The sequence below is a fragment of the Grimontia sedimenti genome (assembly GCF_011045095.1).
Taxonomy (GTDB): Bacteria; Pseudomonadota; Gammaproteobacteria; order Enterobacterales; family Vibrionaceae; genus Enterovibrio; species Enterovibrio sedimenti.
Window position 1 is genome coordinate 159,813 of record NZ_JAALDL010000008.1, and the last position, 23,503, is coordinate 183,315.

Consider the following 23,503-nt stretch of genomic DNA (forward strand, 5'->3'; position numbering starts at 1 on the left):
CTCAAACAATCAGGTTTTTGCCTGATGTTTCTGCTGCCCAAGACCAAGATAAATCTAGCCAAACTCCGTTACGGCTTCGAAGCCAAGGCAGAATTTCGAAAATAGTCACCCAAATATGTGGTTTAGCGAATGGGGGAAACACTATCAGCCCATACTTCTCTTGTTATGCCTGTCCTCATAGTTTACATGCCTGTCCTCATAGTTTACATGCCTGTCCTCATAGTTTACATGCCTGTCCTCATAGTTTACATAGTCTCAGAAACGTGGCGAGCACGCTTAACCTCTATCAGCTGTTTATGCGCTTGCTAAATCAATATATTGCCGCGGAAGCAAACCGTGAAGACCAGTGCACTGGTCACTTCTGGGAAGGGCGTTTTAAGAGCCAAGCATTGTTGGATGAAAAGGCGCTGGCTGCCGCGATGGCCTATGTTGACCTCAACCCAATACGCGCTGATATCTCCGATTCGCCTGAGTCCTCTGAGTACACGTCGGTCAAAGCCCGAATTGAAGCACTGAGAAATGACCAGGCGAATGCTGAAGGCTTACATGTTTTCACGGGATATCTGCGTAAAGACCAGCCAGACGGTATCCCCTTTCGGTTTTTGGACTATCTGGAGTTGGTTGAATGGACGGGCAGGCAAGTTCGTGATGATAAGCGTGGGCAGATAGATGCTAAATTACCGCCGTTACTGGAACGCCTTGGTATAGAGCCGTCCCTTTGGCTAAGAACAACCTCAAACATCGAAGCTGGCAATATGGTGGGGACGGACAACGCCATAAAAGCAGCATTACCGCTTCTTCAGTGCCAAAGAGTCTCAGGAGTACGCTTACCTGACAGCTAAACACTTATTTCTCCTTCCTTTTGATAATCAGGCCTGTGTCTGATGTTTCTGCTGCCTAAGACCAAGATAAATCTAGCCAAACTCCGTTAAGGCTTCGAAGCTTAGGCTGAATTTCGTAAATAGCTGCCTAAATATGTGGTTTACCGAATGGGGGAAACACTATTTGCTCATATTTTTCGTTTTATGCCTGTCCTGCTAAAACTATTTGTCTTCTGCAGATTCGGCTTCAGGGATACCTTGGGGAAGTAGCAATAATACAAGGGCTGCCGCTTTTGTTTTCATATTGACCTTTCGACTGTTTGGCAGCCCAAACTTTGCAGACGTTTTATCTTGCATTCAAAGCCAGCTTCTCACACAGCGATGTATTAAATCTAACCTAGACATCCACTACTCATCTGTTGCTTTATCAAGAAGATGTGCAAGCCTCGCTTTGCAAGTCACCCAGAAATTTGTGGGAAAACAGTATCCGGTTGCGAACCATGAATCACCTAGGTATGGAGAGCATCTCCTTACAATATGCTCTCACTGCTAAAGTTAAATGAGTAGTACGTTGTTCCTTACCAAAGCACTGTCGCTCAACGAGGATGATAAGATGTTAAAGCTCGTTTTTCTTCTGTTCGCTCTCCCACTATTCGTTTTCGCCAGCTCAGAACTACCTGCCATTACTGAAGCTAAGCCAATCCTCACTATAGAGCAGAAACAGCTTAGAGCTAGTTTTCTCGGGGAGTGGGAATCACTTCAAAACACGGAGGGCGGCAACATCAGAAGGACTCATTTAACGAGAAGTGCCGATGGAAGATATGTAGTCAGGTTTGAATTTTCCAACCACGATGGAGATATCGTCAATGAAACGACTGAATACGGAGATTGGGGAGTATCTGGTGACATCTATTTTACGATCTTTAAAGGGTGGCTGAAAAATGGGACAGCGACGCCTTCCGATCCCTACGATGCCTACAACTATGATGCGTACAAAATCTTGAGGGTAACTGAAAATACACTGGTTATTAAAAACCTGACGTCGGGAAACAAGTTCTATTACAAGAGATTGCGCTAGCGTCGAGCCTTTTTAGTTAAACAACAAAAGAGAAAAAGCAGGATTCTCCCTGCTTTTTTCAATCCAATACTAAGCCTTGCTAACTCGGATATGCATGCTCCTCGTTCACCTCATCCACATCTTCATCAAGCTCTCCTTCATGGTATCTGTGACCGCCTGAAATGTAGGTATAAACCACAGGGAGCACGAACAGGGTAAACAGGGTACCGACTGCCAGCCCTGCCACAATCACTAAGCCGATGTTGTAGCGGGATGCGGCACCTGCGCCTGTTGCAAATAACAAAGGAATCAAACCCGCAATCATCGCGGAGGTGGTCATCAGAATTGGGCGAAGGCGAACGGTGGCGGCTTCCACAATCGCGTCTTGCTTGGAAACCCCTTTCATCACTTGTTCCTCTTTAGCGACTTCACACATCAAGATGCCGTGCTTGGTGATCAGTCCGACCAAGGTAATCAAGCCAACCTGAGAGTAGATGTTCATCGAGGTTGCGCCTGAGATATGCGTCCACCCAAGGGCGATTAACGCACCGCTAATGGCAAGCGGCACGGTAAACATAATGACCAATGGGTCGCGGACACTTTCAAACTGACTCGCGAGCACAAGGAAGATAATCGCCAAGGCGAGGGCAAAAGTCAGGTAGAGAGAGCTGCCTTCTTCCACGAACTGGCGGGCTTCTCCCATAAAGGAGTAGGTGTAGCCTTGCGGCAAGTCGGTGGTTGCCAACTGTTCGAAGAAGGCAATCGCATCGCCCATAGCAACATTCGGTGCAGGCACGGCTTCAACGGAAATGGAGTTCATCTGGTTGTAGTGAGGCAAGGATCTCGCTTGTCCATTCACGGTAAAGCTCACCAAACTTGATAGCGGGATGGCTTCGCCATTTTGCGCATTCACATAGAACTGCGAAATCAAATGAGGGTTGGCGCGGTAAACCCGCTCCACTTCGGGAATCACTTCATACGAACGGCCATCAATGTTGACGCGGTTGATGTAGCCGCCGCTCATCATGGTGCCGAGTGTAGCGCCAATCGCCTGCATGGTCACGCCATACGCGCCTGCTGCTTCTCGGTCGATTTTGAGCTGCACCAGGCCGGAATCGTATTTCAGGTTGACGTCGGTATACACAAACAACGGGCTGGCTTTGGCTTTCTCCAGAATCTTGTTGCCGACAGCGTAAAGCGTTTCGAAATCTGCGGGGCTGGTGATCACAAACTGGATTGGCAAGCCGCCAGACGCGCCGGGTAACGAGGGCATTTGGTAAGCCGTGGCGTTGATGCCGGGAAGTTTCTTCGCCTCTGCGTTGATATTGGCTGAGACTTCTTTCTGGCTGAGCGTCCGCTCTGTCCAGGGAATTAATGGGCCAATGGCGATGCCCTGGCTACTCGTTGGCACGCCAATCATTGCCAGTGAAGCTTCGGCCTGCGGCTGCTTGGCGATGATGTTGGAAATCAGCTCCATGTTGGCCTGAATGTAGTCATTGTTGGAGGTGGAAGGCGTGCTGCCAATCACCACCACCACGCCTTGATCTTCATCCGGCGCGAGCTGTGAAGGAATGAATTTGAATATCACCGGCAGCGAAGCAAACACCACAATGGCAAAGATGACGACGACGCGTTTGTGGTCAAGCACGGCAAGAAGCGCATGGTGATACCGCTTGGTGAGGCCACCGAGTACCCGTTCAACGGTTTCTTCAAACTTACTCGGATGAGTGTGTGGTTTGAGCATCTTCGAGCACATCATGGGTGACAGAGTGAGTGCGACAAATCCTGAGATAAACACCGAGCATGCCAGCGTTAACGCGAACTCTTTGAACAGCGAGCCTGTCACGCCGCCCATCAAGGCGATGGGCGCGTAAACCGCTGCCAGAGTGATCGTCATTGAGATAACCGGAACCGCAATTTCCCGCGTGGCTTCAATGGCGGCTTTAAAAGGCTTGGTGCCCATCTTGATATGACGGTCGACGTTTTCCACCACCACGATAGCGTCATCTACCACCAAGCCAATCGCCAATACCATGGCGAGCAGTGTCATCAGGTTTAAGGTGAAGCCAAAGGCTTGCATCACGACCATGACGCCAATCAGTGACAGCGGAATAGTGACAATAGGGATCACTACAGCGCGGAAAGAACCAAGAAACAGGAGTATCACCACGATAACGATGACGGCGGCTTCAGCGATGGTTTTGACGACTTCATTGATGGAGTCAGTGATCGCCAAGGTGGAATCGTAAAGCACACTGGCTTCGATGGTGGAAGGCAGGTTTTTCTGGATGGATTCGAACAACACGCGAATGCCAGCTGCCACATCCAATGGGTTTGCGGTTGGTGTGGCATTGATGCCGATGATCACCGCTTCACGGCCATTAGCCAGTGCGCGCGAGCTGTCGCTGCTTTTACTGAGGTTGACCTCCGCCACATCGCGAAGCTGCACCACCTGACCCTTATAGCTTTTGATCACCAGATTCTTCAGGCCTTCAACCGTGTCGACTTGGCTATCAATGGTGCTGTTGAGCACGGTGAAGTAGCTTTTGAATTGACCAACCGCGGACTGGTAGTTGTTCTGTTGCAAAATGCCGACAAGATCAGAGGTCGAGAGATCGTACTGCCCCAGCTTCTCCGGATCAGGCCAGATGCGCAGGGCAAATGGCGAGCCGCCCATCATGGTGATATTGGAAACGCCATTGACCGTCGAAAGCTGCGGATTGACCACCCGCTCGAGATAATCGGCGATTTGGCTTGAATTCAGGTCACCACTGAAAAACGAGATATACATGATGGAGGTTGTGGAGCCCGTCGAAGAGGTAACAGAAGGGTTATAGGCCTCTTTGGGTAGCTGGTTGGTGACGGAATTTATCTGCGAAAGCACGTTTGCCAGTGCGGCTTCCGGATTGGTGTTCAGCATCATGTTCAGGGTAATGCTCGACGATCCGAGTTGGCTGGCAGAGGTCATAAAGTCGAGGTTATCCACTTGTGACAAGGCTTGTTCAAGTGGCTGTGTGATAAAGCCTTCCACCAGTTCAGCATCGGCACCGGGATAGGGCGTAGTAACGGTGATCACCGTATTGGTCATGTCAGGGTATTGCCGAACCTGCAAATCTTTCATGGCGTTGAGGCCAAGTAAGAGCAGCAGAACACTTAATGATGCCGCCATGACCGGGCGATGGATGAATATGTCTGTGAAGCTCATAATTTGTTCCTCACAGTTGCGGCATGCTGTCTAGTGTCGAAATCGGGTTGTCGACGATATTCACCTTGGTATTGTTGCCGAGGTTCAGAATGCCAGTCGTGACCACTTGCTCATCAAACTTCAAATCCCCTTTTACCAAGGCGAAGTTGCCATCCCGTTGCAGCACTTCAACCGTGACCTGCCGAACGCGGGTTTCATCGTCTTTCTTTTCTGCCACAAACACAGAGTTCCCGTAGAGGGCGAAGACGATAGCGGTTTGCGGCACAACCACCTGATTATCCAAATCAGACAGCGCGACATTCACAGCGGCGAACATCCCACCGCGCAGGGTTTTGTCTTCGTTGGGCAGCTCTGCCTGCACCATCACCAGTCCAGTTTGGTCACTGACCACAGGCTGAATGGCGTTGATCTTCCCTTTGTATTCACGACCTGGAAACGCTTCGACGGTTAGGGAAATGGCTTGTCCAACAGAAAGCTTACCAATCTCTGCCTGCGGCACGCTGAAACGAACCCGCATGACGGAAAGATCGTCGAGCCGGACAATGTCTGTGCCAGCAGAAACATATTGACCCAGATTGATATTGCGAATGCCGAGTACACCGCTGAATGGCGCTTTGATTTCCCGCTGATTAATGGTGGCTTGCAGGCTTTCAATATTTGCCTGCATGGCTTCGTACTTGGATTGTGCCGCCTCGACGCTTTGTTCCGAGACAGAACGTTCCTGATAGAGCTTGCGCAAGCGGTTGTAGTCATCCCGAACGGAAGGCAGTTGTACTTGCTGTGCTTTTAGCTGCGCTTTCTGAACGGAGGAATCAAGGCTCACTAGCACAGTGCCACTTTCCACGTTGGCGCCGTTTTCGAAGTTGATGGCGGTGACAATACCCGCCACTTCATTTGAGACAGAGACGCCTTGGTTGGGCTCGATAAAGCCGATGGCTTTGATGCCTTGTGGCCAGACCGTTGGCGTGAGCTTCTCAACCGTGACCGGATAAACCGGTTCAGGCAGGTTAGCCAGTGTGGTCTCAATCTTTTTATTCACAAAGAGGTTAAAGCCAATCACGGTGCCAAAGGCTAGAACCGCGATAACCACCATTCCAATAAACCATTTACTCATGCGTGGATCTCCCCGGCGACATGTTGCGGCTTGGTGTTGTTTCAGCGAAATAGGGCAGCGTCGCCAAAACTGGCGAAAAGAGAGGAAGAAGGGCGTGCATTGGCATGTTTGAAATGCCGGAAACCTTTAGGTGAACAGCGTACCGCTTCATGCAGACTCACTTTAAACAGCGACGAATGCGGAAAGTATTATGCAACCTGTGATACTGCCGTGTTTATAAGTTGGGACAGAACGAAGTTCTTAGTAAATGAGTGAGGTAATTAAAAAAGGGAGGCGAATGCCTCCCTTTGAGATAATGAATGGGCGGTTACATCGCAGCTTTGACTTTCTCAGCGACGTCTGCCGGTACCCATTGGGTCCAAACTTGCGGGTAGGATTCGAGGAATTCAAATGCAGCGATTTCGCCGTCTGCCTGATTTTCTTCCATCCACGCCATCATGGCGCTCATGTCTGCATTCGAATATGCACGGTTGCTGATGTAGTGATATGCGGCTGGGGATTCCGTCGCAAAGCTTTCTGTCGTGATGGTGTTCACGGCAGATGGTGGGTACGCGGTCACTTTCGGATCGGTACAGTCAACTTGAGTAATACAGCTTTCGTAGTGCGCGGAATCTGCCGGCACACCGAAATCGACTTTCACCATGTCATAGCGACCCAGAACAGGTGTTGGTGACCAGTAGTAACCAAACCATGCGTTCTCGCGATCGTTTGCGCGGGCAATTGAACCTGCCAGCGCAGCACCAGAGCCAGGGTCAATCATTTCAAAGCCAGCTTCTTCAAGGCCAAGGGCATCAAAAAGGTGACCTGCAGTGATCTGGCATGTCCAACCAGCAGGGCAGGTCATAAAGCCTGATTTGGAATCATCTTCAGGATGAGGGAATAGCTTGGCGTTGGCCTTGATGCCCTCAATCGTTGCCAGCTCTGGGTTTTTGTCGACCATGTATTTCGGTACCCAGAAGCCTTCTTCACCGCCTTCTGCAAACGCAGGGCCAGCAAAGCGCAGTTTCTTCGCATCAACGCCTTTTTGCAGCATCTCTTTGTGAGAGTTACTCCAAAACTCCGGCGCAATATCAGGTTCGCCTTTTTCGGTCATGGATACACCGGTTGGCATGGTATCGCCGGGAACCAGTTCGGCGTTACAACCATATCCGTTTTCCAGAATGAACTGATCCACATGTGCCATCAGAGTAGCAGAGTTCCAGTTCATATCAGCGATGGTGACATCACCACACTCATCAGCAGAAGCAAAGGGGGAGAGCGCCAGAAGCGCAAAAGGTAAGTAGCGGGATTGCATAGAGAGCGACTCCATTTGTGACGATAGAACGTCTTTTAATAGTGGTTTCCAATTTATCAAAAGTGTTGAAAACGATATCCGAAAGATAGTGATATTCGTGACTTTTGCATCATTTCTATGAGCATGAAGTAAGTGCAATGTTTCACAGAATCATGACGCGCTCATGATCAGCCTCTCACTCGGGCGGTCGCTTTTTGATCATTGTTAAAACCGTGTTATAGGCTCTAAAAGATTAGTGGTGTAAAGGAATGCGTAATTTATGCAGCAGAGTGGGAGCAACGGAAACGCTTCGATGCCGTTCGTCAAGTTCGATAACGTGCAGAAAAGCTATGACGGCAGAAGCTTGGTGGTCAAAGGATTTGAAATGGATATCGAACAGGGAGAGTTTATTACCCTGTTAGGCCCATCAGGTTCCGGAAAATCCACTGTGTTGATGATGATGGCGGGCTTCGAGCAGCCAACACATGGAGAGATCTACTTAAACGGTAACCCGATCAAAAAGCTGCCGCCGCATAAGCGTGGCATTGGTTTGGTATTCCAAAACTATGCGCTTTTCCCCCATATGACAGTGGAAGAGAATCTCGCATTTCCTCTACAAGTCAGAAACCTTTCTAAATCCGAAATTGAAAAGAAGGTAAAGCGCGCCTTGGATATGGTGCGTTTGTCTGATTTCGGTCATCGCCGTCCTGCGCACCTCTCAGGTGGTCAGCAGCAACGTGTTGCGGTTGCCCGTGCATTGGTGTTTGAACCTGAGCTGGTGCTGATGGATGAACCACTGGGCGCACTGGATAAAAACCTCCGCGAAGAAATGCAGTACGAGATAAAACACATTCAGGAAGATCTCGGCGTGACCATGATTTACGTGACTCACGATCAGTCAGAAGCGCTGACCATGTCAGATCGCATTGCGGTGTTTAACGACGGTGTGGTGCAACAGTTGGCAACACCAGAAGAGCTCTACGAGCGCCCAGTTAACGCTTTTGTTGCGCAGTTTATTGGTGAGAATAACCGTCTGCGCGGCGATGTGATTTCAATGAATGACCAAGCCTGTCAGGTGAAAATCCCCAACGGCGATATTATCACGGCCAAACCCGTGGCTGTCGGCCAGACTGGTGAGAAATCTACCCTCTCCCTCCGCCCAGAGCGCATTGTGATAAATCCAGAACAGGGCGTGCTTTCCAATATTTTCGACGCCAAGGTAGAGGAAGTGATTTACCTCGGCGATCACCTGCGTACCCGCGTCTCAGTCTGTGAGAGCGATGAATTCATTATTAAAACCCCCAATGCGGAAGGGCACCCGAACCTTCAGCGTGGCGATACCATTCGCATTGGTTGGTCTGAAGAAGATTGCAGGGCGTTGGACGCCTCGTAAGGAAACATCTAGCACAAGTGCTTTGTGCAGGGCTCGACATCTGATTTGAGTTAGTAAGGAACGCAGTTTTTCTGTCGCGGCGACGCGCAGATTTTGATTCCTGCTCATGCTCAGACGTAAACAAGCGAAAGACTTGAGGAGAAGGACAAATGAAAAAACTCGCGTTAAACGTTGCCATTCTGGCAGGCGTTGCAAGCATGGCGACTCACGCTGTAGCCGATGAAACCTTGAATGTTGTTTCTTGGGGTGGTGCTTACACCGCCAGCCAAACTAAGGCTTACCACGAACCTTGGACTGAAAAAACTGGTACCAAGGTTATCAATATCGATAAATCTCAGAACGGCCTTTCAGGTCTGCGCGCACAGGTTGAATCTGGCAACGTGACTTGGGACTTGGTAGACATCCTGCCTTCAGACGCCATTGTTGCATGTGACGAGGGTTTGGCTGAACCGCTGGATCACGACACCTTGTTGGCAGCAGCACCTGACGGCACGCCAGCAACTAAAGACTTCCTGGCGGGCTCGCTGAGTGAGTGTTTTGTTCCGTCTATCGTTTATTCAAACATAGTGGCTTACAACAAAGAGATGTTTGATAAAGCGCCTACCAAAATCGATGATGTATTCGACCTGAAAAACTTCCCGGGTAAGCGTTCGCTGCAGAAAAAACCGATCAACAACCTTGAGTGGGCTTTGATTGCAGATGGTGTAGCAGCGGAAGACGTGTATGACGTGCTGAGCACCGAAGAGGGCGTACAGCGCGCATTTAAGAAGCTTGATACCATCAAAGACAATGTGATTTGGTGGGAAGAGGGTGCGCAGCCACCACAACTTCTTGCGGACAAAGAAGTGGCGTTCGCTTCTGCATACAACGGCCGTATCTTCAATGCTGCAGTCAACGAGAAGCAACCGTTTGAGATTATCTGGGATGGCCAGGTGTTCGAGCTGGATGGGTGGGTTGTACCAAAAGGCAAGCTGGACAAGGTGAAAGACTATCTGCGCTTCGCAACGGACTCACAACGTCTTGCCGATCAGGCGAAATACATCTCTTATGGTCCTGCGCGTAACTCTTCAGCGGCGATGGTAACGACGCATGCTGATACTGGCATCGACATGAAACCTCATATGCCAACCTACGGACCAAACTTCCAAACCGCGATTCCGAAAGACGATGAGTTCTGGGCAGATAACGGTGATGAGCTGGCTCAGCGTTTCAACGCATGGTTAGCGAAGTAATCTGAAGTGATTGGCGGGTTTCTGAAAGGAAACCCGCCGTTTTAGTTTTTATTTGAAGTTGGGAGAGTCTGGTGCAGGGAAGTCCAGTGAATGAATTAACCACGGCCGATGGTGTCTCGCTGAGAGTCAGTCAGCAGCGCTCTATCCGCCGCAACAAAATCAGGGCATTTTTGTTGGTGTCGCCGCTACTGATCTTTTTGCTGGTGGCTTTTGTATTCCCCATCGTTGACATGCTTCAACGCAGTGTCGAAAACCCTGAAGTCTCTACCTATCTTCCGAACACCAAAGCCGCGCTGCAAGACTGGAATGGCGAAGAGCTGCCCGGTGAAGAAACTTATGCTGCTTTGGTGCAAGATCTGAAAATCGGCGCTGAAGCGCGCAATATCGGTAAAGTGGCGTCTCGCCTGAACTATGCAAAATCCGGTATGCGTTCGCTGATCATGAAATCAGCGCGAAAATCCAAACGCCTCACCGAAGGCCCTTACAAAGAAGCGATGGCAAAAATCGACAAGCGCTGGATGGACATTGCTGTCTGGCAGCTGATTGAACGTGAGTCGTCGCCTTATACGCTTTCTTACTACCTGAATGCGGTTGACCTGAAATACGGCGATGACGGCAGTATCGTCGCCCAGCCTGAACATCTACAAATTTACAATGCCCTGTTCTGGCGAACGCTCTACATGAGTATGAGCATTACATTCCTTTGTCTGCTCTTGGGCTACCCAGTTGCTTACTTGTTGGCGAACCTGCCAATGAAACAGGCGAACCTTTTGATGATTCTGGTTCTGCTACCGTTCTGGACGTCACTTTTGGTACGTACCGCCACTTGGATAGCGATTTTACAGCAACAAGGTGTGCTGAATGATCTCATGGTGGGTGCTGGTATTCTGGATGACGAAAACCGAATACAAATGATCTATAACCAGACAGGTACCTTGGTGGCGATGACACATATTCTGCTGCCCTTTATGATCCTGCCGCTCTACTCCGTTATGAAAACCATCTCTCCGAGTTATATGCGGGCTGCGCGCTCGATGGGGGCGACGCAAACCATGGCGTTTCGCCGTGTCTACTTCCCGCAAACGCTGCCGGGTATCGGCGCTGGCTCGATTTTGGTGTTTATTCTGTCGATTGGCTATTACATCACACCAGCCTTGGTGGGTGGTCAAACAGGGACCTTTATCACCAACTTCATTGCTTACCACATGCAAACTTCGCTCAACTGGGGTTTGGCGGCGGCTATCGCTTCCATTCTGCTGATCGTGGTGATCTTGCTGTATTGGGTTTACAACCGCCTTATCGGCGTCGACAACGTGAAGTTAGGGTAAGGAGGACAAGATGGCTTTACCTGAATGCGCAACCACAGGCGAAAAAGTTTGGTATGTGGTGTTTCGCCTGATCTGTGCGGCGATTTTCCTATTCTTGATTGGCCCCTTGTTGGTCATCATTCCTTTGAGTTTCAATGCCGAACCGTACTTTACGTTTACACCTGAAATGCTGAGTTTTGACCCTGCCGGGTATTCGCTTCGCTGGTACGACGATTTCTTCACCTCTGAGGCGTGGCAAACGGCGGTCAAAAACAGTGTGATTGTGGCGATTGCTTCCACTTTGTTGGCGACGGTACTGGGAACCATTGCGGCGCTTGGACTTTCCAGCCGGTACATGCCTTATAAAGACGCGATCATGGCCATTCTGATTTCGCCAATGATTGTGCCTTTGATTATCTCCGCTGCGGCGATGTTCTTTTTCTTCTCCCGTTTTCAGCTTACCCAAACCTATGTGGGCGTGATCTTGGCGCATACTGCGTTGGGTATTCCGTTCGTGGTGATTACCGTCACGGCGACCCTGAGTGGTTTTGATCATTCCTTGACCCGCGCGTCGGCAAGCTTGGGGGCGAATCCGGTTCAGACTTTCTTCAAGGTCGTCCTGCCGTTAGTTACGCCTGGGGTTATCTCCGGCGCGCTGTTCGCTTTCATTACGTCATTTGATGAAGTGGTCGTGGTTCTCTTTATCGCAGGCCCAGAACAGACGACACTGCCGATTCAGATGTGGTCGGGAATACGGGAAGAAATCAGCCCAACCATATTGGCCGCTGCAACCCTGTTAGTGGTGTTATCTATCGCTTTGCTGACAACCTTGGAGTTCCTCCGCCGACGGAGTGCAAAGATGCGGGGCATTGAAGAGTAACGCTGACCTTACAGACTCAAAACACCCGCTTCCTGCGGGTGTTTTCTTTTTCCCATCTTTCTTTCATCTGTATCCCGACTCTCTCAACTAATTTCATTTCCATCTGGCACCTATGCAAGGTGATGTTGCTTACATGGCGTGTCGCTAACAGAGGATGCAAGGAATGATAAAGACGTTGAAAACCTTTACGGGGGCAGCATTGATGATCTCGATGCCTGCAATGGCATTGGATGGTTTGGAAAAGCTTTCGGTGACGGAAATGGTCATTATCGATGCGCCGGCGAAAGAAGTTTGGAACAAAGCCATCAGCTTTGATGGACTGGATTCGTGGATTCCGGGTATCACTAAAAATGAACTGGTGTCGGGTGTGCCGAACGAAGCCGGGGCGGTAAGGAAACTGTATGTTGATGATGCTTCGTTAACAGAAGAGTTGATGGGCATAGATAACAAAACCATGACGCTGAATTATAGAATCACCAAGGAAAATGTCGACTTGTTACCCGTCACGCATTACACCTCAACCATTTCGGTGGCTTCGAAAGGAGACAATGTGAGTGAAGTGAGTTGGAGCGGTGAATTTTACCGCGGCTTTCCAGAAAGTAATCCGCCTGACTATCTGACAGATGAAGCGGCAGTTAAAGGTGTCACGGGCTTGTATCAGGCTGGCTTAGGAAACTTGAAGAAAGTACTGGAAGGTAAAAAATAATAGCTGGCTTGCTGACCACCCATCCCCCTAATCAGGGTGGTCGGCAAACCAGGCTGATCTAGATTTCGCCCCAGCTAGGAAGCTGTTTTCTTTTCGCGGAAAGCTTGTACCACGCAGACATCATCACACCGAAAAACAGGCCGGTTACCAGAGATGCGTTAAACGCATAGCTGAGGGACACCCCGAGAGATTTCCACTGCATAAACCACATGATCAATCCCCACAAGGTACCAAACCATAGGGTGCCGAGCAGCGTGTTGATGCTGAACGAACAGAACTGTGGTGGTGGAACTTTCAATCCCAATTTACGCGCAAGACGGTAAATCAATGGATTGGCAGAAGATGGCAAAAAGCCTTTCTCAGTCAGGACCTCATGTGCACGGTCCAGTTGTTGCTCGAAACTCATTGCTAATCACTATATACAACTCAGTGCGCTCACTATAACCCAAGGGAGACTGGGCTAAAGGAGGATTGGCAGGTTTGGTGACCGCCGTCTCGCCAACGACAAGTTTTCAGCGCTTTATCGCGATCAGCGTAAAGGTATGCCAGTGTTTTTCGTTACCAATGGCGGTTTTTCCTAGCTCGTCACGCTCCTTTGAGAAGACTATCTCAAACCCTTTGAACATGTCGTCTAACATGACTTTATCTACAGGTGCCAGCGCTCTGCCGGTGTCCTGGTTCCAGGTGTCATTGTGGCCAATGAAATCACCACAAAACACGCCGCCACGAATGAGTGATGAACGGATGCGGCTCCAAACAGCATCGAGCTCTTTAGCTTCGCAGAAGAACAAACTGTTATTGGCTGTAATCAGGTTTGATACGGGAAATTCAAACTCTGAAAATGAATCAAGCGTCAGGTTCAGCTTGGGGTGACTCTTGCAACGCTGGTGGGTTAGTGTCACAGCATCTTCATTGAAATCGAAGGCATAGACTTCATATTGCTGAGCCAAAAGATAAGCCGTTTCAGCACCGCTTCCACAGCCACAATCAACAGCAACGCGATGTCCGGTTTTATCCAGTTTTTGAGCCCTTTCCACCAGTTTACGATGTGGTATTGGAGAGACTTTCTGGTAGTACTGATTCCATTTGGCTTGTTGATTCATTTGACCTCCGATTCTGTAGTCATGATGAAAATGGGCGCAAAGGAACGCAAGGAATCTCCCTATTTGATGGAAAGAATCTCAAGTTTATCTTGGAAGCGTTGAAGTAAAGAAAGGATCGTTTAGGCTCGGTTCATAGATAAGTCCGAAGAGAAAAGCCATGCGTGTTGATTACCAAAAGCGGTTGCTGCCTGTCATTCGTCACCTAGAAAAACACTTTAACGAGCCACTCAACTTGCCCGAAGTCGCGGCTTTGGCAAATCTCTCGCCTTACCATTTTCACCGCACATTTAAGGCGGTACAGGGAGAAACGCTGGCAGATTTCATCAGGCGTCTGCGTCTCGAAGCGGCGGCTGATGAGTTGTTTAAGAACAAGCAACCGGTGCTCAACATTGCCCTAGAGTTTGGTTTTTCATCCTCTCAGAGTCTCGCGAAGGCCTTCCAGCAACATTTTGGTGTTACACCAACAGCCTTTCGTGACTGTGAAGACTACAAGGCATTTTCCGAGCTTGCACGAAACAGCAAGATTGGACACACGCTGCGCAAGATTGGAAACGAAGCGGAAGTGACTGATTCATATACTGGCTCTGACACATCAACATGGAGCAAGACAATGGAAAAGCAACACTTCGAGCGCAGTAAACTGGCCTATGTCCGTGTAACTGGCCCTTATGGTCAGGGATATGAAGAAGCAAGTGGTCGCCTTTATCAATGGGCGGGTATGAATGGCTTGGCAGGGAACACCTGTATTTTCATTTATCACGATAACCCTGAAATTACCCCGAATGAGAAGTGCAGGACGGATATCTGCCTAATGGTGCCGGATGAGACCGATGTCCCTGCAGGTATTGAGCTTCAGGAGTTCCCCGGTGGCGAATATGCGGTCATGCGCCAGAACATCACAGACTTTAGTCAGTATCCCAAAGCATGGGATGACCTGATGGGTAAAGTGATTGAGATGGGCATTGAATCAGATGATCGTCCATGCTTTGAGCTATACCACAGCTTTGATATGCAAACCCATCATGCTGATGTCAGTTTCTGCACTGCGATACGATAACGTTGATAGAACATTAAAAATGAGGAAGCCCACGGTAACCGTGGGCTTCTGTTTATGAGTTGGTCGCTGATGCCAGGCGTTTTTTCGTGGTTGGCAAGACGAATACCAGCGTAATCAAAGAAGCGGTGAACAAGGTTCCCCCGAGATTCTGGAATATTCCTGCAATGCCCAACGAAACTCCAAGCATGAGGTAATACATCAATCCAAACAGCGCACCGGCAGAGCCAGCATACTGGCGGTAGTTAACCAATGCTTGGCCAAGAATATTGGGTATTGCAATGCCGTAAGCGACAACGATTCCCATCATTGGCAGAACAAGCAGGTAGCTTCCTTGTAGTGCCCCTACGCCAGCGCTACAGAGCACAGCCAGTGCACTGGAGCTTGAGACCATTGTATTCGCATCGAAGCCGCGTTTGAGTAAAGACTTATTGATCATGCTGCCTGCAAATGATCCCAGCGCCAGTGCAACCCCGGTGTAGCCGAACTCAATGGAACTGAAACCCAGTTGTTTGAAAGTAAAAGGCGCAATCGCGTAGTAGCCAAACAGCATAAGATTAAAGGCGGCCACTAAAATAGCATTCTTCCATATTGAGCGATCTCGCAGCATTGCACGGCACACTGTAGCAAGCGAAACACGTTGAGTATGCACGGGTTTGGTTTCTATCAGAGCAAATGTAGACCCAACCAGTAACACCACTGCTAGACCCAATAATGTTGTGAATACACCCAAGTAACCTGAGTAAGTGGTCACGACACTTCCGAGAATCAGTCCAATCACAGGGCTAATTGCTGTCGCCATTCCCATGATAGAGAAGACTCTGCCCAATTCAGCGCCTTCGTAGCTGTCCCTTAACATGGTTTGACCGACGACGGAGCCTGTCGCTGCCCCAAAGGCGGAAATCACCCGGGCTAAAAGCACGACATGAAAGTCAGGCGCGACCATGGCTAACACACTTCCCAGTGCATAAGTCGCCAAACCAATGAGCATCGCTGTGCGTCGTCCTAATGTATCGGCAAGCCTTCCCCACACCACTACGCCAACTGCAAATGCTGAAAAGTAAACCGATAACGTGAGTGATGCCGTATCAAAGGAAACGTCAAAGGCTTCAGCCAGATCGGGCAATGCCGGGCTGTAAATTGTTTCGGCAATTTGGGGAAACATCAACAGCGCCCCAAGAAGCCACAAAGACGGGGTTTGCGTTTTCATAAAGTCTCCAATAATCGTTTTTGATGGCGTGGAGTCTACAGGTAGATATACTTGGCCTATTAACGCAATTAGAACCAAAAACATCAAAATAAGGACAGATGGCAGTTATAACCGAAGAAACCCGATTTAACGCGGATGTGTTGGAAGCGCCTATCATTGGCGTTGCCGCACAGATTGGACGTCATGACTCGGGAATGCACAAACACAATAAGCATCAGCTTCTGTTTGCTTCTTCAGGGTGCATGAGCATCAACCTGAACGGGTTGTGGTGTGTGCTGCCTCCAAGTCGTGCTGCCTGGATCCCTGCTGGCACCGTTCACTGCGCAGTGATGAGAAATGTGGTGGCTTATCGGTCATTGTATTTCGACGCACAGATATCCCAGCACCTTCCGAAAGACATCAAGATAATCGCTGTAAACGGCCTGCTCAGAGAACTCATCGAGCGTATGGCCTACTGGGAATGGGAAATGCCACAAGAAGAACAGCAAGCGGTCTTCTCACTGTTTTGTCAGGAGTTCGGCGATGCACAGGAAGAGCACTTCGCATTGAAGCTCCCTTCTGATCGCCGCCTAAAAGTTTGGCTTGAGGAAGTGATGGCGGGGAATGTGCTGCCAGAGCCTTTAGTCGAGATGGCAAAAGGTATTGGTGCCAGTGCTAAAACTATCAGTCGCATCTTCACTCGGGAAACGGGTATGCCTTATCAGTCCTGGCGACAACAATGGCGGTTGCAGGCATCTGTCGAGCGCTTGTCGGAAGGGGAAAGTGTGTCAGAAGTGGCTTCGGCGCTGAAATTTTCCAGCGACAGTGCATTTATCAGCTTCTTTAGGAAGATGACAGGCAACACACCAGGAAGGTACCTCAGAGAGCCCACCGAATAAGAAATTTACAGTGCAAATTGTTCATTCAATGCAGCGTTACCGCCAGCGTGTCGTTCATATCCATAATTTACCTCGGGTTGTAATGATAACCATTATCATCTAAATTCAAGGTATGTGATAGGAATTTCAGACGGGTGAAGGCAATGGATAGCAAGCACGTTAAAGGCAAAGGAGCCACCGCAGTTCAACACGTTGAAAAAGTGCAGCTTGAATTCAGTGTAGAAACACTCGAGCGCCTGTTTATGAACGGTCAACTTTGCGCTGCCGAGTTTAGCTGTTTAAATGCCCATTCAAAGAAAGTGGTTCAGGCACTGTGCCTAAACACTTGCATGCACCGCGTGTGTAACGATAAAGAGCGTAAGACATTCGTGGAGGATAACCTTCTTATCGACAATGAAAATATTAGCTACTAATTTTTTATATCCCACGCCTTGAATCTTGCTTATATCACCCCAATATAAATTTATTAGCGATTCGAATTTTATATTAACAAATGGTCTACATTTAAAAGTTTCGCCATCTAATAATCAAAGATTTAAAAGAAAATAAAATTTTTTTCTCTTTTTACCCTTGAAAGTGTTTTGGTCTATCTCCAAATATAGTGGTGTAGAGGTTGTGGCGATATTCGTGCGGCCTCTCGGGCAAATTATTTAACTAAATTTAATATCGCTTCATTGGAGGATATATGATGAAAACTATCGACTTGACCCCACTATACCGTAATAGCGTCGGCTTTGACCGCTTTGCCAATTTACTGGATAACGCGTTCCGCGCAGAAAGCGCAGCAGCGGGTTACCCTCCATATAACATTGAATCGCTCGAAGACAGCAAGTACGCGATAACGCTTGCAGTTGCTGGCTTCACTCAAGAAGAGCTTCACATTAACGTTGAGCGCGGTGTGCTGACAATCCGTGGTGAGAAGGAGAAGGTAGAAGGTAAAAACTACCTGTACCAAGGCATTGCAAACCGTACTTTCGAACGTAAGTTCAACCTGGCTGACTATGTTGAGGTCACCGGTGCAGATCTGGAAAATGGTCTGCTGAAGATTAACCTTCTGAAAGTGATTCCTGAAGCAATGAAAGCAAAGTCCATTGCAATCAATGGCGGTTCACCATCTTCTATTGAAAACAAAGAAGAAGTGATTGCTTAATTAAATTTCATGATGTTGCGTTAAATAAAAGGGCTGATTCATTCAGCCCTTCATAGTACTAGTTTCATTTTAATATGTTTAATGCCAGTTTTCGGTGAGGTATACACGCCACCCATTTTATTAAATCCCAACTTTTCATAAAGCGGAATTGCATGCAGGCGTGCACTTAAAATAATATGTTTTGTTAAGTGCTTTTTAGCGTGGGCAACCAGTCGGCTAAGAATGGCCTCTCCCAACCCTTTGCGCTGATGGTCTGGTGAAACTACCATTGTGATATCTTCACGGTTGAATCATCCCGTTTGGTCAACCGGCCATAAGCCAGCAATTCCCCGTCACAGATAGCCGCGAGATGCCGGCTGTTATGTTCATCCGCATCAAATAAAACTTCCCAAGGTAGGCGTGGCTCTTCGAAAAACAACGCGTAACGAAGGCTCAAAGCCTGTTGATAATGCTCTGAGTCTGTATCCAGCCAGAGATATTCAATGTGCTTACCAAGCGTGTTCATAACCTTCCCAAGTGAAAAATTTGCCGCTTTCTTTCATTGTCAGTGACTGAGAGAGTTTTACAATACCCTCTGCGCTCTCTTGCGCTGTGATATCGGCCTCGTCACCACCCATGTCGGTTTTCACCCACCCAGGATGTACCGGACACACAATAATGCCCTCTGCTTTAAGCTCCAACGCCAGTACCTGCATGACTTTGTTTACGGCAGCTTTAGAGCTTCGGTAAGCCAACATTCCGGTGGACTCTCGGTTCAAAGCTCCCATCTGGCTGGAAATCGTGATGACTTTAGGTGAAGGACTTTTCTTTAAGTTGCTGAGCAGAGCGTTGGTAATCATCAAAGGAGCGATGGTGTTTATTTCAAAGGTGTGTTTCCATCCTTCAACGTCCATGTCGCTGTAACTCTGATGGTCGGGACCAATAACACCTGCGTTGTTCACCAAGACATCAATATGAGTGTCTGCAAGTGATGCAGCAAACGCTGCGATGCTTTGTGAGTCGGTCGCTTCCAGAGGGTGAAGCGTTAATTGACAAGTCCCTTGCAACTGAGCCAGTGCAATAGGCGGCTCTGATGTGCGATAGGTAGCGACTACTTTATCGCCTTTCGCAAGATAAGTTTTCACTAGCTCTAAGCCTATTCCGCGCGCAGCGCCTGTAACCACAATAGTACTCATCCTATGACTCCTTTCTTGTACGATGATTTAGGCAGGCTATATGTCATTGAGATGACAAAAGAATATTTGGGGAAAAAATTTGTCCTCAGTCGCAAAAATTGCGAGGTCAGGATTTAATCACATAAACTCAATCTATTACGTGTCGCGAAGAAAGTTACCCACAGAAACGGTGGATAACCCTTTGGGTAACGTTGAATTAATACAAACGTCATCTTGGGATAAAGCCGTCTGATTAAAAAGTGCGCGGGTTAAGCAGGGGGTAGTTAAACACGGCAGGCTTTATTTTTGCTCCAAATTTGCATGCGGCGAAACAGGTTTCGTTATGTGTCTGGCTTCTTATTGAAATGTCAGGATCGTCTAGATTATCGGCACATAAACGAAGATCAGGTACGGCGAAATTAGTATTGATGAAAAATTGAACACTTCATTCCAACAGATGAGATGGCAGATCCTGCCGGAGAAAAAAAGCCCCGGAAATTCCGGGGCTGATATTTTGGAAGTTATGCAGCGTTTAGCTGGCTATTTGTGCGCTCTCTAAGCTGACACTGCCGAGTGTCGGCTCTTGTTCTTGGCGCATGCCTACACGCTCTTCTCTTGGCGGAATGCCGTAGTAATCTCTGTAGCATTTGGAAAAGTGGGGTGTGGATACAAACCCGCAGGCAATCGAGATTTCGATAATCGACAGATTGGTCTGGATCAGTAGTTGTTTGGCACGACTGAGCCTGAGGTGCAGATAGTAACGTGAAGGCGAACACTGAATATGTCGTTGGAACAGTCTTTCGAGTTGACGACGGGATAGCTGCACGAGACCAGCAAGTTCATCGATGCAGAAAGGCTCTTCAAGATTGGCTTCCATTAAGGATACGGTTTCAAGCAACTTAGGTTGCGCAGTGCCGATCAGATTTCTCAACGGTATTTTCTGAACGTCTTCTGTATTTCTCACACGTTCGCACATGAACATTTCAGAGATCGCAGCACTCAGTTTGTTGCCGTGCTCTTTCGTGACCATATTGAGCATCATATCCATCGGTGCAGTTCCGCCCGCACTTGTCATGCGCTTCTCGTCAAGAGAGAAAAGTTTGTTGCTGACACGGACGGTGGGGAAAGCCTCCTGAAAGCCAGCGAGATATTCCCAGTGGATAGAGCAAGCTTTGTTCTGCATGATACCGGCTTTTGCCAACAGATAGCTGCCCGTACAGATAGCACCAATGGTCACTTGCTTTCTATCCAGTGAGCCCAACCAATTCAGCAGCTTTGGACTGGCTGCCTTTTCAATATCTAAGCCACCACAAATAATCACAATGTCCAAAGCTTGCTGGGAAGGGATGCCTTCATCGACACCGACTTGTAGCGAATCACTGGCTGATACCGATTTACCGTCTTCACTCAGTGTGTGCCAACGGTATAAGGTCTCGCCTGACAACTGGTTTGCCATCCGCAATACTTCTATCGCAGAAGCCATTGCTAGCATGGTAAAGCGGTCACACAGGTAGAAACCGATGTTAACTGTTTGGCGTATTGAGGATACTGTGCCCATAGGAACCTCTCCATTCTCGGTTTGTTTTAAACCGTCCTTGTTTAATTTAGTTACAGCTCTTAGAGATTGGCGCAGTCCAGAACGCAGCTTCTCCCCTATGGGTAGGACAATGTTAAAAAAAAGTAAAATTAATTTATTTAAAACACAGATGTCATGTGCTAAATGCTCTGTTTTAAGACAAAAGGTGCGAAGATATCTTATAAAACGGACACCTTGAGGCCGAATTTCCGGCACTCAAGGTGTTTAGAGGTGTAATGAAATTTGAGGGTATTATTGAGAGTGAGTGTTAATCGCTGTATGCAACTGCAATTTTAGCGGCGAGCGCTGCATTGTTGAGTACCAATGCAATGTTGGCTTTTAGGCTGTTTCCTGCGGTCTTTTCGGCCACTTTTGCCAACAAAAATGGTGTGGAATCCTTACCTTTTATACCTTTGGCATCCATTTCATTAATCGCAGCTTCAATGACGCTATCAATTTCTTCATTCTTCAGGGCGTGTTCTTCGGGTACAGGGTTGGCAATCACCGCACCGCCTTTAAGCTGCATTTCCCATTTCGCTTTCAGTGCGGCCGCGATGAGTTCAGGACTGTCGATTCGGTAGTCGACGCCAAACTGACTTTCGCGCGTATAAAACGCTGGCAGTGTCTCAGTGCCGTAGCCAATTACAGGAACACCCTTGGTTTCGAGGTATTCAAGTGTCAGTCCCAAATCGAGGATGGACTTAATCCCCGCGCACACAACGGCGACCTTGGTTTCTGCCAATTCTTCCAAATCCGCAGAGATATCAAAGCTGGTCTCAGCACCTCTGTGAACGCCGCCAATGCCACCCGTGGCAAATACGCGGATGCCCGCCATATCGGCCAAAATCATCGTCGACGCGACCGTGGTTGCGCCGTCGGCTTTGTTGGCGACAATGAAAGGAATATCGCGACGGCTGGTTTTAATCGCTGATTGACCGCGTTTTCCAAGATAAGTGATTTCTTCTTCACTCAACCCAACCTTTAAACGTCCTTTGAGAATCGCGATGGTGGCAGGAGTCGCGCCGTTATCACGCACTGCTTGTTCAACCCGCAGGGCAGTTTCGACATTTTCCGGATAGGGCATACCGTGGGAAATGATGGTGGATTCCAACGCGACAACAGGTTTGCCTTCTGACAAGGCTTGCTTAACGGCCGGGTGAATGTCGAGATAGGGGTTTAACATAAGGCTTCCTCTAGGCGCTGTTGCACCATCAGTTCGGTAATGGCTGGGTTGATGGTTTGCATGTGCTCCATCGTTAACATGGCGCAGCCGAGCGCAAAGCGGCAGGATTCTGCGTCAGTCAGATTATTCATTTGTCCGTACACCAATCCGGCGAGAAAGGCGTCTCCTGCTCCATTGGCATTGACCACATTGACTTTGGACGGACGGATTAAGGCGGTGTCTTCTGCTGAGCGGTAGAGGATGCCATCTGCTCCAAGGCTCAGGAACAAGCGGGTGATGCCTTGTTGAATGAACCAGTCTGCAATGTCGTCGATATCCTCATCGGAATTCAGCGGTAAACCAGAAATGGTCTCCGCTTCCAACAGGTTCGGTTTGAGTGTGTGGATATGTTTGAGATACGGTTTGGCTTTGATGGATTTCGCCGTCGACACCGTATCCAAATAGATGACTTGATCGTGAAACTTACTAAACAGGTAAGCGAGAACATCGTCGTTGAGGTTGGTGTCGATGATAATGGCTGCAGCATGCTGGATAAGGTCAGTGTGCTGAGCAAGTAAACCGATGTTCAGATGCTCCAGAATCGACATATCTGATACTGCTGCCAGCATGTCGCCATGGGCATCGAGTAACGAGAGATAGGTAGAGGTGGTTTGCCCCGTTAGTTGACTGACAGCTTTAACATCGACGCCGGCTTTTCTCGTCGTTTCAAGCACGACATTGCCATAAGTATCATCCCCCACCACTGAGATTAACTTTGTATCGACCCCAAGTCTTGCAAGGTTTTCTGCAATATTCCGCCCGACACCGCCAGCTGAACCTGTGATTTTCCCTGGGTTGGAATCGCGTTCGACCATCGCTACTTCTGGCTGACCCAGAATGTCCATATTGGTGCCGCCAATCACCACCGCATACTGCGAGCGGTCGACAATATAGCCTTTTCCGCGGATCACCCCTTTTCGCGTCATATTCATGATATGCACTGCTACGGCAGACCGGCTGATATTCAGCTTGTCGGCAATGCTCTGTTGCTGGATGAAAGGATCATCTTTGATCAATTGCAGTATTTCATCTTCGCGGGAGGTCATGAAGCTAACACCTGTTTGGTTGTTAAACAAATGTTAGTGTTGTCTTGGGTGGGTAAACTGTCAATTACTGTGGGGTAACAATTAATTATTGTGTGACGCCATAGAAAAAATTTGTATAAAAA

At 48.6% G+C, this 23,503-nt stretch carries 22 protein-coding genes and 1 pseudogene; 11 read left to right on the forward strand and 12 right to left on the reverse strand.

What is annotated here, in order from left to right; all coding sequences use genetic code 11:
• Positions 1-252: 252 nt before the first annotated feature.
• Both G5S52_RS12390 and G5S52_RS12395 read left to right on the forward strand, forming a co-directional pair.
• Positions 253-842: pseudogene (locus tag G5S52_RS12390) on the forward strand (transposase); the annotation flags it as partial.
• 592 nt (positions 843-1,434) lie between these two features.
• Positions 1,435-1,899 (forward strand): hypothetical protein, encoded by a 465-nt coding sequence (locus G5S52_RS12395; RefSeq protein ID WP_165013943.1) that lies wholly within the window; start codon positions 1,435-1,437, stop codon positions 1,897-1,899.
• A 79-nt stretch (positions 1,900-1,978) separates the two neighbouring features.
• Here the strand turns inward: G5S52_RS12395 and G5S52_RS12400 are convergent, their stop codons facing one another.
• From G5S52_RS12400 to G5S52_RS12410, 3 genes are all read right to left on the reverse strand, one after another.
• A complete protein-coding gene (locus G5S52_RS12400) occupies positions 1,979-5,083 on the reverse strand; it encodes an efflux RND transporter permease subunit (protein WP_165013945.1) in 3,105 nt (1,034 codons plus the stop codon).
• 10 nt (positions 5,084-5,093) lie between these two features.
• A complete protein-coding gene (locus G5S52_RS12405) occupies positions 5,094-6,197 on the reverse strand; it encodes an efflux RND transporter periplasmic adaptor subunit (protein ID WP_165013947.1) in 1,104 nt (367 codons plus the stop codon).
• Positions 6,198-6,504: 307 nt separating this feature from the next.
• Positions 6,505-7,491, reverse strand: coding sequence for an ABC transporter substrate-binding protein (locus G5S52_RS12410; protein WP_165013949.1), 987 nt, complete (start codon positions 7,489-7,491; stop codon positions 6,505-6,507).
• Between the two features lie 259 nt (positions 7,492-7,750).
• Here G5S52_RS12410 and G5S52_RS12415 point away from each other — a divergent pair, with 259 nt between their 5' ends.
• The 5 genes from G5S52_RS12415 to G5S52_RS12435 all read left to right on the forward strand — a co-directional run bounded on the left by G5S52_RS12415 (position 7,751) and on the right by G5S52_RS12435 (position 12,988).
• A complete protein-coding gene (locus tag G5S52_RS12415; protein ID WP_165013951.1) occupies positions 7,751-8,863 on the forward strand; it encodes an ABC transporter ATP-binding protein in 1,113 nt (370 codons plus the stop codon).
• Positions 8,864-9,012: 149 nt separating this feature from the next.
• On the forward strand, positions 9,013-10,095 hold the full coding sequence (locus G5S52_RS12420) for an ABC transporter substrate-binding protein (protein ID WP_165013953.1): 1,083 nt from the start codon (positions 9,013-9,015) through the stop codon (positions 10,093-10,095).
• A 71-nt stretch (positions 10,096-10,166) separates the two neighbouring features.
• A complete protein-coding gene (locus G5S52_RS12425) occupies positions 10,167-11,423 on the forward strand; it encodes an ABC transporter permease (protein WP_165013955.1) in 1,257 nt (418 codons plus the stop codon).
• 10 nt (positions 11,424-11,433) lie between these two features.
• The gene (locus tag G5S52_RS12430) at positions 11,434-12,282 is read left to right on the forward strand and encodes an ABC transporter permease (RefSeq protein WP_046305993.1); all 849 of its coding nucleotides are present in this window, start codon (positions 11,434-11,436) and stop codon (positions 12,280-12,282) included.
• Positions 12,283-12,445: 163 nt separating this feature from the next.
• Positions 12,446-12,988 carry an SRPBCC family protein gene (locus G5S52_RS12435; RefSeq protein WP_165013957.1) on the forward strand — a complete coding sequence of 181 codons (543 nt, stop codon included), beginning with the start codon at positions 12,446-12,448 and terminating at the stop codon, positions 12,986-12,988.
• 58 nt (positions 12,989-13,046) lie between these two features.
• Here the strand turns inward: G5S52_RS12435 and G5S52_RS12440 are convergent, their stop codons facing one another.
• Positions 13,047-13,394: a DUF6404 family protein gene (locus G5S52_RS12440; RefSeq protein WP_165013959.1), complete on the reverse strand. Its 348-nt coding sequence runs from the start codon at positions 13,392-13,394 to the stop codon at positions 13,047-13,049.
• Between the two features lie 106 nt (positions 13,395-13,500).
• A complete protein-coding gene (locus G5S52_RS12445; RefSeq protein WP_165013961.1) occupies positions 13,501-14,091 on the reverse strand; it encodes a class I SAM-dependent methyltransferase in 591 nt (196 codons plus the stop codon).
• A 157-nt stretch (positions 14,092-14,248) separates the two neighbouring features.
• On the opposite strand from G5S52_RS12445, the gene G5S52_RS12450 reads away from it, so the two are divergent.
• Positions 14,249-15,148: an AraC family transcriptional regulator gene (locus tag G5S52_RS12450; RefSeq protein ID WP_165013963.1), complete on the forward strand. Its 900-nt coding sequence runs from the start codon at positions 14,249-14,251 to the stop codon at positions 15,146-15,148.
• Between the two features lie 52 nt (positions 15,149-15,200).
• On the opposite strand, the gene G5S52_RS12455 is transcribed toward G5S52_RS12450, so the two are convergent.
• Complete coding sequence (locus G5S52_RS12455) at positions 15,201-16,355, reverse strand: multidrug effflux MFS transporter (protein ID WP_165013965.1); 1,155 nt, start codon at positions 16,353-16,355, stop codon at positions 15,201-15,203.
• Between the two features lie 98 nt (positions 16,356-16,453).
• On the opposite strand from G5S52_RS12455, the gene G5S52_RS12460 reads away from it, so the two are divergent.
• From G5S52_RS12460 to G5S52_RS12470, 3 genes are all read left to right on the forward strand, one after another.
• Positions 16,454-17,233, forward strand: coding sequence for an AraC family transcriptional regulator (locus G5S52_RS12460; protein WP_165013967.1), 780 nt, complete (start codon positions 16,454-16,456; stop codon positions 17,231-17,233).
• Between the two features lie 143 nt (positions 17,234-17,376).
• Positions 17,377-17,646 (forward strand): hypothetical protein, encoded by a 270-nt coding sequence (locus tag G5S52_RS12465; RefSeq protein ID WP_165013969.1) that lies wholly within the window; start codon positions 17,377-17,379, stop codon positions 17,644-17,646.
• Between the two features lie 275 nt (positions 17,647-17,921).
• Positions 17,922-18,383 (forward strand): Hsp20 family protein, encoded by a 462-nt coding sequence (locus tag G5S52_RS12470; RefSeq protein WP_002539983.1) that lies wholly within the window; start codon positions 17,922-17,924, stop codon positions 18,381-18,383.
• Positions 18,384-18,433: 50 nt separating this feature from the next.
• Here the strand turns inward: G5S52_RS12470 and G5S52_RS12475 are convergent, their stop codons facing one another.
• From G5S52_RS12475 to G5S52_RS12500, 6 genes are all read right to left on the reverse strand, one after another.
• The gene (locus G5S52_RS12475; RefSeq protein ID WP_165013971.1) at positions 18,434-18,652 is read right to left on the reverse strand and encodes a GNAT family N-acetyltransferase; all 219 of its coding nucleotides are present in this window, start codon (positions 18,650-18,652) and stop codon (positions 18,434-18,436) included.
• Positions 18,646-18,888, reverse strand: coding sequence for a GNAT family N-acetyltransferase (locus G5S52_RS12480; protein WP_165013973.1), 243 nt, complete (start codon positions 18,886-18,888; stop codon positions 18,646-18,648). Before G5S52_RS12480 ends, G5S52_RS12475 begins: the two co-directional genes overlap by 7 nt.
• A complete protein-coding gene (locus tag G5S52_RS12485) occupies positions 18,872-19,558 on the reverse strand; it encodes an SDR family oxidoreductase (protein ID WP_165013975.1) in 687 nt (228 codons plus the stop codon). Before G5S52_RS12485 ends, G5S52_RS12480 begins: the two co-directional genes overlap by 17 nt.
• Before the next feature lie 511 nt (positions 19,559-20,069).
• Positions 20,070-21,095: a choline metabolism transcriptional regulator GbdR gene (gene gbdR / locus G5S52_RS12490; RefSeq protein WP_165013977.1), complete on the reverse strand. Its 1,026-nt coding sequence runs from the start codon at positions 21,093-21,095 to the stop codon at positions 20,070-20,072.
• A 286-nt stretch (positions 21,096-21,381) separates the two neighbouring features.
• Positions 21,382-22,296 (reverse strand): pseudouridine-5'-phosphate glycosidase, encoded by a 915-nt coding sequence (locus tag G5S52_RS12495; RefSeq protein ID WP_165013978.1) that lies wholly within the window; start codon positions 22,294-22,296, stop codon positions 21,382-21,384.
• Positions 22,290-23,381, reverse strand: coding sequence for a PfkB family carbohydrate kinase (locus tag G5S52_RS12500; RefSeq protein ID WP_165013980.1), 1,092 nt, complete (start codon positions 23,379-23,381; stop codon positions 22,290-22,292). The genes G5S52_RS12495 and G5S52_RS12500 overlap by 7 nt, the downstream gene beginning before the upstream one ends.
• Positions 23,382-23,503: the final 122 nt, after the last annotated feature.

Excerpts from the sequence above, each read along its gene's own strand:
- G5S52_RS12395 (WP_165013943.1), top strand. The coding sequence starts at position 1,435 with ATGTTAAAGCTCGTTTTTCTTCTGTTCGCTCTCCCACTATTCGTTTTC.
- G5S52_RS12400 (WP_165013945.1), bottom strand. The coding sequence starts at position 5,083 with ATGAGCTTCACAGACATATTCATCCATCGCCCGGTCATGGCGGCATCA.
- G5S52_RS12405 (WP_165013947.1), bottom strand. The coding sequence starts at position 6,197 with ATGAGTAAATGGTTTATTGGAATGGTGGTTATCGCGGTTCTAGCCTTT.
- G5S52_RS12410 (WP_165013949.1), bottom strand. The coding sequence starts at position 7,491 with ATGCAATCCCGCTACTTACCTTTTGCGCTTCTGGCGCTCTCCCCCTTT.
- G5S52_RS12415 (WP_165013951.1), top strand. The coding sequence starts at position 7,751 with ATGCAGCAGAGTGGGAGCAACGGAAACGCTTCGATGCCGTTCGTCAAG.
- G5S52_RS12420 (WP_165013953.1), top strand. The coding sequence starts at position 9,013 with ATGAAAAAACTCGCGTTAAACGTTGCCATTCTGGCAGGCGTTGCAAGC.
- G5S52_RS12430 (WP_046305993.1), top strand. The coding sequence starts at position 11,434 with ATGGCTTTACCTGAATGCGCAACCACAGGCGAAAAAGTTTGGTATGTG.
- G5S52_RS12435 (WP_165013957.1), top strand. The coding sequence starts at position 12,446 with ATGATAAAGACGTTGAAAACCTTTACGGGGGCAGCATTGATGATCTCG.
- G5S52_RS12440 (WP_165013959.1), bottom strand. The coding sequence starts at position 13,394 with ATGAGTTTCGAGCAACAACTGGACCGTGCACATGAGGTCCTGACTGAG.
- G5S52_RS12445 (WP_165013961.1), bottom strand. The coding sequence starts at position 14,091 with ATGAATCAACAAGCCAAATGGAATCAGTACTACCAGAAAGTCTCTCCA.
- G5S52_RS12450 (WP_165013963.1), top strand. The coding sequence starts at position 14,249 with ATGCGTGTTGATTACCAAAAGCGGTTGCTGCCTGTCATTCGTCACCTA.
- G5S52_RS12455 (WP_165013965.1), bottom strand. The coding sequence starts at position 16,355 with ATGAAAACGCAAACCCCGTCTTTGTGGCTTCTTGGGGCGCTGTTGATG.
- G5S52_RS12460 (WP_165013967.1), top strand. The coding sequence starts at position 16,454 with ATGGCAGTTATAACCGAAGAAACCCGATTTAACGCGGATGTGTTGGAA.
- G5S52_RS12465 (WP_165013969.1), top strand. The coding sequence starts at position 17,377 with ATGGATAGCAAGCACGTTAAAGGCAAAGGAGCCACCGCAGTTCAACAC.
- G5S52_RS12470 (WP_002539983.1), top strand. The coding sequence starts at position 17,922 with ATGAAAACTATCGACTTGACCCCACTATACCGTAATAGCGTCGGCTTT.
- G5S52_RS12475 (WP_165013971.1), bottom strand. The coding sequence starts at position 18,652 with ATGGTAGTTTCACCAGACCATCAGCGCAAAGGGTTGGGAGAGGCCATT.
- G5S52_RS12480 (WP_165013973.1), bottom strand. The coding sequence starts at position 18,888 with ATGAACACGCTTGGTAAGCACATTGAATATCTCTGGCTGGATACAGAC.
- G5S52_RS12485 (WP_165013975.1), bottom strand. The coding sequence starts at position 19,558 with ATGAGTACTATTGTGGTTACAGGCGCTGCGCGCGGAATAGGCTTAGAG.
- gbdR (WP_165013977.1), bottom strand. The coding sequence starts at position 21,095 with ATGGGCACAGTATCCTCAATACGCCAAACAGTTAACATCGGTTTCTAC.
- G5S52_RS12495 (WP_165013978.1), bottom strand. The coding sequence starts at position 22,296 with ATGTTAAACCCCTATCTCGACATTCACCCGGCCGTTAAGCAAGCCTTG.
- G5S52_RS12500 (WP_165013980.1), bottom strand. The coding sequence starts at position 23,381 with ATGACCTCCCGCGAAGATGAAATACTGCAATTGATCAAAGATGATCCT.